Source organism: Cellvibrio fibrivorans (assembly GCF_031457055.1).
Lineage (GTDB): Bacteria > Pseudomonadota > Gammaproteobacteria > Pseudomonadales > Cellvibrionaceae > Cellvibrio > Cellvibrio fibrivorans.
This window is the reverse complement of record NZ_JAVDVX010000002.1, coordinates 19,083-32,387: the sequence shown is the minus strand read 5'-3', so window position 1 is coordinate 32,387 and position 13,305 is coordinate 19,083. Positions and strand designations below refer to the sequence as shown.

Sequence of the window (13,305 nt, the reverse complement as noted above, 5' to 3'; positions counted from 1 at the left end):
CTTCCGTAAAAAAACCGGCGTTTTGATACGCCGGTTTTTTTATGGGATTCAAATTATATGGATACAATTTCAAGCTCAAGAATTCTTTTTCAACGACAGCACTGAACGCTGAGGTTTATCGGGCCGATCAGCAAAACGTTTGGCCAACTCTTCGCGCGCTTTGATAGCTTCTGTTTTTGCATCCTGCACCGGGCTGGATTGCCAGGATTTAGGTGCACTGCCACCTGCCTTCGCCAGAAACTCCAATCCAGAACGTAGCAGGCGCGCCTGATCAACAAAGCTCATCCCTTCCGGAAACTTACCGGGATACACCTCGGAAGGATCTTTTGGATTACCTTCAATACGAATAGTGAATCCGCTGGCATGGGTTGCCGTGCCTGTAGCCATGTCGGCTGTCCAATCGTCAAAATTCATAGATACCACAAGTATTTATTAACGGAAACGGCATTAAAGCATAAAGTAATTGTGTGACAAAATAGCTAAATACTATTTGATGATGGGCGCTTTGTTTCGCCCACTGCTTTTAACGACAACCGACGCTGCTCCTCGCGATGCTCCAGCTTTTGGGCGCGACGCAACTGACGCTCCGGGGGCAGAACACCTATGTGGGCTTGATTGCGCTGCTTGGCCAATTCGATTTGTTTCTGGCGTTCGGCAAAACGTGTGGTTTGCTCTGGCGTCAACTTGTCAAAGCAGCGCGGGCAGCAGACACCCAACATGTAATGTGCAGAGTTTTTGTCTTCTTCAGTGATGGGATAACGGCAGCCATGGCATTGGTCGTAAACACCTTTTTCAAGTTTATGATTAACGGCCACGCGATTATCAAATACAAAACATTCGCCACGCCACAAACTTTCTTCTTCCGGGACCTCCTCCAAATATTTAAGAATCCCGCCCTCCAGGTGATACACCTCATTAAAGCCCTGCTCTTTTAAATAGGCAGTGGATTTTTCACAACGAATGCCACCGGTGCAAAACATCGCCACTTTTTTGTGTTTGGCAGGATCAAGGTTTTCTGCAACGTAAGCAGGAAACTCCCGGAAGGTTTCGGTTTTTGGATCAATAGCGCGCTCAAAAGTCCCTATCTCATACTCGTAAGAATTACGAGTATCGATCACCAGCACTTCAGGATCGCTAATCAGCGCGTTCCAATCGCGGGGTTTAACATAGGTACCCACAATTTGTTGCGGATCTATGCCGTTAACACCCATGGTGACGATTTCTTTTTTGAGCTTAACCTTCATGCGGTAAAAAGGCTGCTCATCGTAAAAAGATTCTTTGTAACTCAGGTTATCAAAGCGGCCATCGGCGCGTAAAAATGCAATCAAACTATCAATGCCTGCACGCGAGCCGGATACAGTTCCATTAATACCCTCCTCTGCCAACAGCAAGGTTCCCTTGATTCCCAACTGCTCACAAAGGTCTTTCAAGCGGGGCACCAGGGTTTCGTAATCAGGCAATTTAACGAACTTATACAGGGCGGCAACGACAATTTGGCTCATAAACATCACTTAACGGGTTAGCAGTAATCAGATCGAAGTATTCAAGGGCAAGCAGGATTGCGCAGGGCGCGCATTATAGGCGTTTAGTTTTTGCACAACCAGCACTTATTGTGGGTCGTGTTTCCTGCCCCCCAGGCATTGGGGAGATGCTGGAACCTGGCTGCTGGCCTGCCACTCCTCTGGACTAAAGGTGTGCAGCGCCAAGGCATGGACTCCGGATTGCAGCTCTCCGGCAAGGCAAGCATAAATTGCCTGATGACGCTGCACTTGCCGCTTGCCCGCAAACTGCGCGGACGCCAATACCACTTTAAAATGGGTTTCCGACCCGGGCGGCACCGAATGCATGTAACTTTCGTTGATAACTTCCAGATGTACAGGTTGGAACCCGCCACTCAGCTTGGTGTAGATACGACTTTCAACAGGATTCATAGGATTCACCCTTTTTCGCAAAGCAATAACAACATCACACAGGGATAGACGATGGCTATCCAAATGGATCTGTTTATGCAAAAAAACTTGCCGCATTTTAGCGACAAAGATCTACACTGTGTTGACTTGGAGCAACCAGCACACATTTAAATCCAGGTAGATAACGATAAACAGACGAGAATAGAAGTATTCGCTATGAGTGACCACAAGATTTTTTTTGACCGCCGTAAAGGCAATGACCGCAGGCTGGATCGCGACCCCTGCAAGAACATGCCTCTGGATCTTTATCATCGCAAGCGCCGCAAATCTACCGAGCGCCGGACTGATGAACGCAGTATCGCCGATGACTATCTCGCCTTTTTAAGTGATGCAGATAACGCAGGCAAAACGCGGCATTGATCGCTGGTGTGATTGTAGGGGCGCCGCTTGCCGCGCCCAATCGACAGTAGAAATAAGGGCCCAGCAAGCAGCGCCCCTACAGGGAAGGGAAGAGAGGATTAAGCAAAGGCACCCGCACTGGCTTTGGCGCGGATTAAGGTAGGAATACAGCCGGTTTGATCCTGATAATGCGCCTCAACAGCAGCCGCCAAGCGAGGAATAACCGCTGCCGGGGCCACCGCAACAACACAACCACCAAATCCTCCGCCCGTCATACGCGCACCGGCTTTACCCTCTCCCGCAACTGCCAGGATATTCACTAGCGTATCTATCGCGGGCACAGTGATATTAAAGTCATCACGCATAGATGCATGTGATTCAACCATTACCTTAACTAAACTAGCCAGATTACCTTCTGCAAGCGCCTTGGCCGCATCCAGTGTGCGCTGGTTTTCAGTAAGTACATGGCGCGCGCGACGGAAGCTCAACTCATCAAGTTCAGCTTCGGCCGCTAGCAGCTGAGCCAACTCAACACCGCGCAAGGACGGTTGTCCAAAAAACGCGGCGGCCTGCTCGCACTGTTGGCGACGCTGGTTGTATTCGCTATCGACCAAACCGCGCTTGACGCCGCTGTGGACAATCAGGATTTCCCAATCTGCTGGAACTGGCACAGCACGGGTCGATAAATCCTGGCAATCGATAAGTAATGCTGCATGCTCCTGGCCGCGCGCTGAAATCAGCTGATCCATTATCCCGCAGTTGCAGCCAACAAAATTGTTCTCTGCCGCCTGCCCCATCAACGCGGCTTGTGTTGGCTCAATTTGCTCCTGACTGAGCGAAGTGAGCGCGCGGATCAACGCCATTTCCAGCGATGCTGAACTGCTTAAACCCGCACCGGAATGAAGATCACCGGCAATATACAAATCGCCACCAGCGAGTTTAAAACCCTGTTTACGCATCTCTTGCACGACGCCGCGCACGTAGTTGCTCCATGACGCATTAGTGTCATGCACCTGAACTGCATCCAGATCAACAACGACAGATTCATTATCAAAGTTGTAAGCCACCAAACGCAGCTGGCGGTCACCGCGCAGTGCAAAGGCAATATAGGTGTGATAGTTGATTGCTGCGGGCAACACAAAACCGCCGTTGTAATCCGTGTGCTCACCAATCAGATTGACACGGCCGGGCGCTTTAACGGTGCCAACCGGCGCTGTACCGAAATAGCTTTCAAATAATTCGCTCACACGAGCATTAGAGAGAGTCTTCACGCTCGTCTTACCTCAATCGAAAATGAACAGGACTTTGTTGACGCAAACGTTCAGCCGCTTGCTCGGGGGATAAATCGCGCTGGGGCTCAGCCAACATTTCGTAGCCCACCATAAATTTGCGTACGCTCGCACTGCGCAATAGCGGGGGATAAAAATGAGCGTGCAACTGCCAGTGTGCGGTGTCGTCAGCCATATCACCCGTCGCAAAAGGTGCGCCATGCCACCCCATTGAATAGGGAAATGAGCACTCAAACAGGTTGTCGTAACGGGCGGTGATATCACGCAGTATCGCACCTAGACTCAGCTGTTGTGTGGGACTAAGTTCTGTAATGCGCGCAATTTTTTGCTTGGGCAGCAGCAGGGTTTCATAAGGCCAGGCCGCCCAAAATGGCACTACCACCAGCCAGTCCTCGTTCTCCACAACTACTCGCTCACCAACGGCAGACTCTTTCTGCGCATAGTCCAGCAGTAAAGGAATCGAATGTTGATTGTGGTATTCGCGCTGCTGCTCATCCTCTTTATCGACTAGTGTTGGCAGCTGCGATTGTGCCCAAATCTGGCCATGGGGATGAGGGTTGGAGCAGCCCATCACCGCGCCTTTGTTCTCAAAAATTTGCACGCTGGCGTAGTCTTTGCCCAGATCAGCCGCCTCGCTCATCCAGGTACTGATGACTGCACTGATCTCTTCATCGCTCAACAACGGCAGGGTTTTACTGTGATCGGCAGAAAAGCAAATCACCCTGCTGGTGCCGTGTTCGGCCTGGATTTGGAACAGCGAATCACTGGAAACCGGCGCTGCTGGTACTTGCGGCATCAACGCCGCAAAGTCATTGGTGAAGACAAACGTCGTTTTGTAGGGCGGATTCACTTCCCCCCCAGCGCGATGATTACCGGCACACAGATAGCAAGAAGGATCATGCGCCGGACTGTCTGGCCATTGATTCTGCTCTTGCTGCCCCTGCCAAGGGCGCTTGGTACGATGAGGGGAAATTAGCAGCCATTCTCCCAGGAGTGGGTTGTAGCGGCGATGTGGATGTTCATTAACTGAAAATTCTTCGTTCATAGTTTTTCTTATGCTGGCTTCAATGACATATAAATATGATAATTAACCGATTTGTGTAATTTACCCTAAACCGGAGGGCACTGCAATCAACCCACGGCAGATTGATTAAAAGAAAATTTTCAGCAATGCAAAAACAAAAAGCCCCGGCCTTTAGGGCCGGGGCTTTAAAAATGATCGTTACTGCAGTAATCAGCTAAACCGATTGAAGGCAATGATTCCCCACACAATCGCCAGCAATACCAAACTGACAAACACCAATGCTGAACCAATATCTTTCGCGCGCCCGGAAAGCTCATGGCGCTCAGAGCCGGTGCGGTCCACCACCGCTTCAACGGATGAGTTGGCCAATTCCGCCATCAATACCCAGAAGACACTCGCAATCAACAAAATAAGTTCGACTGGAGTTTGTGCAAGCCAAAAGGCCGCCGGAATCAGAATGATCGCCAGTCCTACTTCTTGCCGGAATGCCGCCTCATATTTCCATACCGCGGCAAACCCCTTCATTGAATAACCAAACGCATCAATTATACGTGGAACACCGGTTTTACCTGGTTTGCTCATTCACTGTCTCCGCTCATTGTCATCTCAGGTTAATTACACATTCACACAATAGTCACACAGCAATGTTACTAATAGATGGACGCGGACGTAATTTATCCTGTTCGCGCGATTTCATCTGCAACTAGTTAAAAAGGCGGTGAATCATGAATACTTTTTTACAGCGCGTCCACCACTTGGATACTCTCGCATTTTTGTGGGTACATGTAACCAAAGGCTTCCAGTATCGTCGCTCTGTCAGATTTGTTTCCCAGACCGGAGACGGCCCTCTTTATTTAATTGTCGCATTGGGTTTGCTTGCACTTGAGCCTATCGCCGGTGCGCGTTTTTTCTGGGCGGGAATTATCGCCTACGTATTTGATGTCAGTTTGTATCTGCTTCTGAAAAATCTCATCAAACGCGATCGCCCTGCGGTAAAGATCACAAGCTATCAGGCGTGGATCACTCCCTCGGATCAATTCAGTTTTCCTTCAGGTCATACTGCTGCTGCATTTTTATTTGCCTGCCTGATTTTTAATTTTTATCCGCTTTTTGCAATCCCCTGTTTTATCTGGGCCTGTGCGATTGGCATGAGCCGCGTGCTGCTCGGCGTGCACTACCCGACTGATCTGGTCGCCGGAGCCCTGCTCGGTAGCGCCTGTGCATTTTGGGGAATTTACCTGCATTCGTTAATTGTTTCACTACACTAATTATTAACAGCGCAGCGACTTATTAACCGCCAATCCTGATTGGCATTGATTACCAAGTGAGAGCGCATGAAAATATTGTATGGGGTTCAAGGCACCGGCAATGGCCACACTACGCGTGCGCGCATTATGGCCAAAGCCTTTGCTGATGTTGGTGCACAGGTTGATTGGGTTTTCTCAGGCCGGGAGCGCGATAAATTTTTTGATATGGAAGCCTTTGGTGATTTCCAATCCTACCGCGGACTTACCTTCGCTACCCAAAACGGCAAAGTCCAGTTCGTAAAAACACTCTTCACATCCAATATTGCCCAGCTGTATCAAGACACGAAAAAAGTGGATGTCGAGGGCTACGACTTTATCATCAATGATTTTGAACCTGTGTCGGCTTGGGCAGCCAAACGCGCAGGGAAAAAAATTATCGGTATCTCTCACCAAAATGCCTTTTTTTACGACATACCCAAATTCGGTAATAATATTTTTGTCGATTGGTTTATGCATAATTTTGCACCAGTGACGCAACCTATTGGTTTGCACTGGCATCATTTCAACCAACCAATTCTTCCACCACTCGTAGAACCATCACAGTACCCTAACGTTTCCACCCCCAAACATTATTTAGTTTATCTACCTTTTGCGGGCTTAGAAGATATAGTGCCGCAGCTGCGCGAATTTCCGGATTATGATTTTTTTATCTATCAATCCGTTCCTGCCGCCTACGATGATGGTCACATCCATGTCCGCCCGTTTTCACGGGAAGGATTTCAAATAGACCTGCATCGCTGCGAAGGCGTGATTTGCAGTGCAGGCTTTGAGTTGCCGAGCGAAGCGATCCATCTGGGGAAAAAATTATTAGTGCAGCCAGTTGCCGGACAAGTTGAACAAAAATCCAATGCCATCGCCTTGGAACAACTCGGTTACGGGAGTACTGCTACACATTTTGATACAGAAACCTTAAGCCGTTGGCTGCCACTTAAACCACCCGCCCAACCGCGCCATTACCCGGATGTTGCCAAGGCACTGGTCAATTGGTTAATGAATGGTGGCAGTGACGACATCAGTGATTTGCAGCAACAATTATGGCGGGAAGCTATCGCGGGAAAGACACAACTAACCGGATTGTTAGCGAAATAAAACAATTCTGCGGTAGAGATTAATCAAACGACACTTTTTGCCGGGCAGATTTAATGGAGCCGCGCTGGGTTTTGGCATCCATGCGGCGCTGCTTGGATGAATAAGTCGGCTTGGTCGCACGGCGCATTTTTTCAATTTTTATTGCATCGAGAATGATTTCCTGCAGACGCGCCAGAGCATCTTCACGATTTTGTTCTTGCGTACGGAATCGCTGGGCTTTAATCACCAACACACCTTCGTTAGTGATGCGTTTATCGCCCAGCGCCAACAAACGCGCTTTGCAAAACTCACTTAACGATGAATTAGGGATATCAAAACGCAAATGTATCGCACTCGACACCTTGTTGACATTTTGCCCGCCCGCACCCTGAGCACGCATAGCGCTGCATTCAATTTCACTCAGGGGAATAACAACCGAGGCGTTCACCCGCAACATACTAATGCTGCTCTACGGCTTGATAAAAATGCAGGGGTTTTCGGTCATCCACCAACACTGGTTGCAGATCGCTATTTAAGCGGTTACGCCAGGAATGCCAGCGCACAATCAAGCCACCCAACAATAAACCAGCGAAACCACTGAGCGTACTAATACCCTCATGGGCAAATTGATGATGGGCAAATACGGTGGCAAGCAACAGCGTTATTAGCGGCACCATATAAACCAGCAGCGCGCCTTTTGCGATAACTTCCTCGGGAATACCGATCTGGATTTCATCACCCAAGTGATAATCCGCAGGATTGCGCCCCTCCAATAGCACCCAAATATACACGGTGTGACCATCCCATTTATTGATAAGGCTCTGCCCGCAACCTTTTTCGGCCTTACAGGAACCGCAGGCGGATTTCCGGATGGTTTCCACCCAGACACCTTCGGTTTCTATTGCCATTATGCGGCCGGTTTCAAGAATCATGCGCCTTACCTGTATGAACTGCCTGGAATGAAAAAGGGACGATTAAATCCCCCCTATATTCTGCGCAATTTTTTGGGCGGTGACGACAGGTATTTCGCCCACGACGGTTATCCGGTAACTCTTGCCCTGATAGCTCAAGGAATCCATTACCGCCAAGGTTGCACCGCGCGACGCAACCCCCTCAGGGATCGCACCGGTCGCCGCTTCGATAAACACAGAAAAGGTGGTCAATCCATCGGTATACATCAACATATCAATCTGGTTGCGCACCTGACGCTGGCCAACAAACGCAAAGCCGGGCGGCACCCACGCCAAGCGCCAATGCTCGGATTGCTTGAGCGCGGAAGGATTACATTCACTGAGCTGGGATGTGGCAGAGCGCTGCAATTTAGCCGCCGGCTGTTGTTGGATACTCTCCAAATCCGGACTGAGATCGAGATCAATAAATTGATAGCGCTCTAGTGGCCGCGCCGATTCATCGACCAACCAGGATTTAAGGACCAAGCCGGTCTCATTATCAATCGTCAACAACGAACTGTGGCGGTAAGCATCCAGCGGCAGTGCAAGCAGTGCCGTGGCTTCGCGCCCGGCGACACGCTCGGGGCCGCGAATTTCAAAGCGATATAACTCATCCATACGCGCAAGATTGGCGCCGAGCTGGCTGATCTTGCCCTGCAATAATTGATCACCCAAGGATTCACAACCTATCGCCTTACCCGAGCGCACAAACTCACGCTCGGTACCATTCAAGTGCTGCAAGCGCTCATGCTCTACCCCATTCTCTACCCAGTGGAGAATCCGGAAGCTTTGCAGCGATGGATTGTCTTTATGCTGGTAAGTGAATGACCCTTGGTAATTCAGGGTATGGGGGACGCTCGCCATTTTCTGTAACAATCTGGCTACCTCAGGTGATTGGTTAACGCCAGCAGAAACTTGCGACGAAGCCTCAGGAGCTGATGAGTTTGAATCTTGGGCGTACAGATTGGGGGATAACAACAATGGGGAGATGAGTAAAAGGTTACGTATAGAAAAGAGAGTTAACATTCTGAACTCGTGGGAGAGTGGATCAAGGGAGCAGCATAACTGCTCCACCTGTTAATGCAACGGATCGGAGGAGCTATTCCTCCTCAGTCAGAATAACGCGGGTATAAGGCAACATACCTTGGCCACTGTTGGTAGAGGCATTGTCAGTATGCTCCTGAATTAGCTGGTTCACGTAAATGCTGACATCTTCGTTGTAGATGGGCGCCGCTTGCTGACGCGGTACAAACATCACACGACGATTTTCTTGCGGACGCGATTCATAACCACTTTGCACTGCAACAGTACGCGCCGACAGCGCGGGAGCATTGATACCAGAAGGCAAATTCGCCGCCTTGGTTTCATTATTCACTGCCGCAGGTGTGGTGACAGGAGTGTTATCCGCAAACTCTGCCGTTTGTGGCGCAACTGCTTGATACTGTTGCACTCCGACAATCAAGGCGCCTGCAACCGATGCAGCTACAGCAACACGACCGGCTTGCTGCCACCAACGCAGCGGCATAACAATCACATTACCCCCAGTGCCCCGATTAATAACTTCTTGCGCAGCAGGCTGCGATTGAGGTGAGTAAGTTTCTTCAGCATCAATTGCAGCGCTAATCCGCGCAGCAAAACCACTGGATGCCATCACCGACAGATCTTTTTTGAGGCCAGCGCTGGCGATTTGATAGCGGGACCAAGTGGCTTTGAGTTCAGGATCTGCATCAAGTGCTTTGAGCAGACGTTGGATTTCCAACTCAGACGCCTGGTTATCCATAAGTGCTGACAAGGATTCAGCTAGCACTGGTGGTTGGATTTGCTCTGTCATTCTCGCTGGTGCCTCGTTTAAAAGTGCTCGCTAGAGTACAAAAACTATTATTAATAAGGTACGTTTGGGTGGCCAGAAGTCTGAATACTTAACCGTTCTGGCCCAACTGCTTTGTATGACTAGACGCTAGCCAATTGGTTCATGAAATTACAAAAAATTGTGCAAGTTTTTCAAGAGGGTTGCAATTTCTCCGCGACCAACCCGGTCGCTCAGCCACACTAATCCTCAATCAACGGTTTGATACGTTTATCAATCGCCTCGCGAGCGCGGAAAATACGCGAACGCACGGTGCCAACCGGGCATTCCATCACCTCGGCGATCTCTTCATAACTCAAGCCATCAATCTCGCGCAAAGTCACTGCGGTGCGCAGATCATCGGGCAGATCCTGAAATGCTTGCGCAATCGTATCCTGTAACTCGTCGCACAGGATATTGTGCTCAGGCGTATTTAATTCATGCATGCCATCATTACCATCGAAGAATTCGGCATCTTCGATCTCCACATCGCTGGTCGGTGGACGACGGTTGCGAGCTACTATGTGGTTCTTAGCCGTATTGATGGCGATGCGGTAAATCCAGGTATAAAACGCACTGTCTCCACGAAAATTGGGCAGCGCGCGATACGCTTTAATAAAGGCTTCTTGAGCCACATCCTGAGCTTCGGCGTGATCGCGAATAAAACGGCTAATCACTGCCAACACTTTGTGTTGGTACTTAATCACTAGCAAATCAAACGCGCGTTTATCGCCTTTTTGAACTCGCTCGACCAGTTGCTGATCAACATCAGGCGCTAGTTGCGCTGTCATTCTTTAACCCCCAAGCGCCTCAACCTAACGGTTGCACGGCAAATCTGCGTCAGTATTCCAGAGCCAGTAGACTCATGCGAATCTAACCTCACTAAACCAACTTTTAGCCTGCTACCCGATCTCTATACCGAGATACGGATGCTGGTCTTATACAAAACAAGCCTATTAAAGCTGGCCGGCTCATAGACAAAACCATGCCTGAAAAGTTCAGGGGCGATTATACGGGGTTATTACCCTTATGGCTGTTTACTTCGTATAAACCAACACGGGCTTGATATACTGCGCCCATTGTCGCCGTCTTATCTCACGGCGCCCCTCGTACGAACCGGGTTCTATTTGCATGAAAAAACACTATCAATACGACGTTCTGGTTATTGGCTCAGGCGCAGCTGGCCTCACTCTGGCGCTAAGTCTAGCCCAACAGGCGCGAGTTGCCGTGCTTAGTAAAAATGAAATCAACCAAGGCTCTACCTGGTTTGCACAGGGCGGTATAGCCGCTGTATTGGATGACCAAGACTCTATTGATGCCCATGTTGCGGATACGTTGATTGCCGGCGCCGGACTCTGCCATGAAGACGCGGTGCGGTTCACTGTCGAGCGCAGTAAAGATGCGATCCAATGGCTTATCGCCCAAGGCGTCAACTTTACCAAAGAAAATAGCAATGGCGATTATCACCTCACCAAAGAAGGTGGCCACAGCCATAGACGCATCATCCACAGCGCCGATGCCACCGGCCAAGCGGTACATTCAACACTGATTGAACAAGTCCAGCAGCAGACCAATATCGATATTTTTGAACACCATGTCGCGGTGAACTTAATTTCCCAGGCAGATGCGGACTCACGCAAGCTGCGCTGCACGGGCGCTTATGTGTTGGACAGCAAGCACGATGCAGTCCATGTGTTCCAAGCGAAAGTCGTGGTGCTGGCTACGGGTGGTGCGAGCAAGGTGTACCTTTACAGCAGCAACCCTGACAGCGCCAGTGGTGATGGTATCGCCATGGCATGGCGAGCCGGTTGCCGTGTGGCCAATATGGAATTCAACCAATTCCACCCCACCTGTTTATATCACCCGCGCGCGAAAAACTTTTTGATTACGGAAGCCCTGCGTGGCGAAGGGGCTTATTTGCGCTTGCCGAGTGGCGAACGTTTTATGCCGCGCTTTGATGAACGCGAAGAATTGGCACCGCGCGATATAGTTGCCCGCGCCATCGATCATGAAATTAAACGTCTCGGTTGCGATTGTGTGTATCTGGATATCAGCCATAAATCCGAAGAGTTTATCAGCGAGCACTTCCCTACAGTAAAAGCACGCTGTTTGGAGTTTGGAATCGATATAACAAAAGAAGCCATTCCAGTTGTACCCGCAGCACATTACACCTGTGGCGGTGTTGTCGTGGATAAAAATGGGCAAACCGATTTGCAGCATCTTTATGCTATCGGCGAAACCTCGTTTACCGGATTGCACGGCGCCAACCGCATGGCGAGTAACTCGTTACTCGAATGCATCGTTTACGCGCAATCGGCAGCGGAGCATATTTTGGCGAAACTCAACAATATCCATACGCCCGAATTGTCGGCGCAGTGGGACGAATCGCGCGTAAGAGACTCTGATGAAGACGTTGTGATTTCGCACAACTGGGACGAGTTACGCCGTTTCATGTGGGATTACGTGGGCATTGTACGTACACATAAACGCCTGGAGCGCGCGACCCACCGTATCAAATTGTTGCAAAAAGAAATCGCCGAGTATTACAGCAACTACAAAATCAGCAGCGATTTGATCGAACTGCGCAATTTGGCGATTGTTGCCGAGTTAATTATTCGCTCAGCACATGAGCGCAAAGAAAGCCGCGGCCTGCACTTCTCGCCCGATTATCCGGAGAAGTCGCCAATCGCACGCGATACCATTCTGGTGCCGACAAATTTTGCCGGGCAGGATGTGATTGTGAGTAAGGAAATCTAAAACCGGAATTATGCCTTGGGTGTTAAACACGCGCGCAACCAACGGCGCAAGCGGGCATTATCATCTTTGTTTAATGCATCACCAAAAATCAATATCCACCGGATTTTACCGCTCGCTATTTCACGTAAGGGCAAAATAATCAGCCAAGGCCAACACAGCACGTCGCCTGCCAGCGTCAACTGGTAGGTGCTGCCATCTTGCTCAAGCAACCAATGATCACCGGAGTAGCTGAGCGCCCCTGTAACGCAACGCCTACTTTCCCGACGATACACCAACCACACCCCACCCCAACACAGCGTTAACCCAAACAACCACAGCGGTTGCTCACTGATAAAAGGATAAAACACCAGCAGCAGGCTCAACGCAAACACAGCATAGCTGCAGCGATAAAGCAGGACACCAAAGCGGGAGTGATTGATATAAACCGCTGCCAGCATGGGCAGCGGTTTCAGAACAGATGAGTCAGCAGTTATAACGTCAGTATCAACTGCTTTTTTGAAGGCCGGTGTTTGCACGAATAATATCCACAATCCGTTGTAGCTCAGGGTTAGCAGGATCAGTCCTGCGCATAAACCAGGCAAATAAATCCTGATCCTGCTCTTCCAATAATAACCAGTAACGTTCTTTGTCCGCCTGCTCCAATGTCGGGTAGACATTTTCCAGAAAAGGCATCAACACCAAATCCAGTTCCAGCATTCCGCGCCGGCTACCCCAAAACAAACGATTAATATCCACATCACTACCTATATTGATCA

General features: G+C 49.7%; 17 protein-coding genes. 4 read left to right on the top strand and 13 right to left on the bottom strand.

Annotated elements, in window-relative coordinates:
* Nucleotides 1–75: 75 nt before the first annotated feature.
* The 3 genes from J2X05_RS05030 to J2X05_RS05020 form a co-directional block, all read right to left on the bottom strand.
* Entirely contained in the window at nucleotides 76–414 is a 339-nt protein-coding gene (locus tag J2X05_RS05030) for a hypothetical protein (protein WP_310069564.1), read from the bottom strand.
* Nucleotides 415–479: 65 nt separating this feature from the next.
* A complete protein-coding gene (gene trhO, locus J2X05_RS05025; protein WP_310069563.1) occupies nucleotides 480–1,502 on the bottom strand; it encodes an oxygen-dependent tRNA uridine(34) hydroxylase TrhO in 1,023 nt (340 codons plus the stop codon).
* Between the two features lie 105 nt (nucleotides 1,503–1,607).
* Complete coding sequence (locus J2X05_RS05020) at nucleotides 1,608–1,931, bottom strand: BolA family protein (RefSeq protein ID WP_310069560.1); 324 nt, start codon at nucleotides 1,929–1,931, stop codon at nucleotides 1,608–1,610.
* 195 nt (nucleotides 1,932–2,126) lie between these two features.
* On the opposite strand from J2X05_RS05020, the gene J2X05_RS05015 reads away from it, so the two are divergent.
* Nucleotides 2,127–2,330 (top strand): hypothetical protein, encoded by a 204-nt coding sequence (locus J2X05_RS05015; RefSeq protein WP_310069556.1) that lies wholly within the window; start codon nucleotides 2,127–2,129, stop codon nucleotides 2,328–2,330.
* A gap of 98 nt (nucleotides 2,331–2,428) precedes the next feature.
* Here J2X05_RS05015 and galK read toward each other — a convergent pair whose 3' ends face one another.
* The 3 genes from galK to J2X05_RS05000 form a co-directional block, all read right to left on the bottom strand.
* Nucleotides 2,429–3,580: a galactokinase gene (gene galK / locus J2X05_RS05010; protein ID WP_310069551.1), complete on the bottom strand. Its 1,152-nt coding sequence runs from the start codon at nucleotides 3,578–3,580 to the stop codon at nucleotides 2,429–2,431.
* 7 nt (nucleotides 3,581–3,587) lie between these two features.
* Complete coding sequence (locus J2X05_RS05005; RefSeq protein WP_310069548.1) at nucleotides 3,588–4,643, bottom strand: UDP-glucose--hexose-1-phosphate uridylyltransferase; 1,056 nt, start codon at nucleotides 4,641–4,643, stop codon at nucleotides 3,588–3,590.
* 189 nt (nucleotides 4,644–4,832) lie between these two features.
* Nucleotides 4,833–5,204 (bottom strand): diacylglycerol kinase, encoded by a 372-nt coding sequence (locus tag J2X05_RS05000; protein WP_310069543.1) that lies wholly within the window; start codon nucleotides 5,202–5,204, stop codon nucleotides 4,833–4,835.
* A gap of 143 nt (nucleotides 5,205–5,347) precedes the next feature.
* Between J2X05_RS05000 and J2X05_RS04995 the strand changes: the two genes are divergently transcribed.
* Together J2X05_RS04995 and J2X05_RS04990 are read left to right on the top strand one after the other, a co-directional pair.
* Nucleotides 5,348–5,890 (top strand): phosphatase PAP2 family protein, encoded by a 543-nt coding sequence (locus J2X05_RS04995; RefSeq protein WP_310069539.1) that lies wholly within the window; start codon nucleotides 5,348–5,350, stop codon nucleotides 5,888–5,890.
* A gap of 66 nt (nucleotides 5,891–5,956) precedes the next feature.
* On the top strand, nucleotides 5,957–7,018 hold the full coding sequence (locus J2X05_RS04990) for an MJ1255/VC2487 family glycosyltransferase (protein WP_310069536.1): 1,062 nt from the start codon (nucleotides 5,957–5,959) through the stop codon (nucleotides 7,016–7,018).
* A gap of 19 nt (nucleotides 7,019–7,037) precedes the next feature.
* Here the strand turns inward: J2X05_RS04990 and arfB are convergent, their stop codons facing one another.
* From arfB to rpoE, 5 genes are all read right to left on the bottom strand, one after another.
* A complete protein-coding gene (gene arfB, locus J2X05_RS04985) occupies nucleotides 7,038–7,454 on the bottom strand; it encodes an alternative ribosome rescue aminoacyl-tRNA hydrolase ArfB (protein WP_310069533.1) in 417 nt (138 codons plus the stop codon).
* A 1-nt stretch (nucleotide 7,455) separates the two neighbouring features.
* On the bottom strand, nucleotides 7,456–7,929 hold the full coding sequence (locus tag J2X05_RS04980; protein ID WP_310069531.1) for a SoxR reducing system RseC family protein: 474 nt from the start codon (nucleotides 7,927–7,929) through the stop codon (nucleotides 7,456–7,458).
* Between the two features lie 42 nt (nucleotides 7,930–7,971).
* A complete protein-coding gene (locus J2X05_RS04975; RefSeq protein WP_374725253.1) occupies nucleotides 7,972–8,973 on the bottom strand; it encodes a MucB/RseB family sigma factor regulatory protein in 1,002 nt (333 codons plus the stop codon).
* 73 nt (nucleotides 8,974–9,046) lie between these two features.
* On the bottom strand, nucleotides 9,047–9,778 hold the full coding sequence (locus J2X05_RS04970; RefSeq protein WP_310069528.1) for a sigma-E factor negative regulatory protein: 732 nt from the start codon (nucleotides 9,776–9,778) through the stop codon (nucleotides 9,047–9,049).
* A 218-nt stretch (nucleotides 9,779–9,996) separates the two neighbouring features.
* The gene (gene rpoE, locus J2X05_RS04965) at nucleotides 9,997–10,584 is read right to left on the bottom strand and encodes an RNA polymerase sigma factor RpoE (RefSeq protein WP_310069525.1); all 588 of its coding nucleotides are present in this window, start codon (nucleotides 10,582–10,584) and stop codon (nucleotides 9,997–9,999) included.
* 340 nt (nucleotides 10,585–10,924) lie between these two features.
* On the opposite strand from rpoE, the gene nadB reads away from it, so the two are divergent.
* Nucleotides 10,925–12,550, top strand: coding sequence for an L-aspartate oxidase (gene nadB, locus J2X05_RS04960; protein ID WP_310069523.1), 1,626 nt, complete (start codon nucleotides 10,925–10,927; stop codon nucleotides 12,548–12,550).
* A gap of 8 nt (nucleotides 12,551–12,558) precedes the next feature.
* On the opposite strand, the gene J2X05_RS04955 is transcribed toward nadB, so the two are convergent.
* Together J2X05_RS04955 and J2X05_RS04950 are read right to left on the bottom strand one after the other, a co-directional pair.
* A complete protein-coding gene (locus J2X05_RS04955) occupies nucleotides 12,559–13,065 on the bottom strand; it encodes a protein YgfX (RefSeq protein ID WP_310069518.1) in 507 nt (168 codons plus the stop codon).
* Nucleotides 13,034–13,285 carry an FAD assembly factor SdhE gene (locus J2X05_RS04950; protein ID WP_445343907.1) on the bottom strand — a complete coding sequence of 84 codons (252 nt, stop codon included), beginning with the start codon at nucleotides 13,283–13,285 and terminating at the stop codon, nucleotides 13,034–13,036. The genes J2X05_RS04955 and J2X05_RS04950 overlap by 32 nt, the downstream gene beginning before the upstream one ends.
* Between the last annotated feature and the right edge of the window lie 20 nt (nucleotides 13,286–13,305).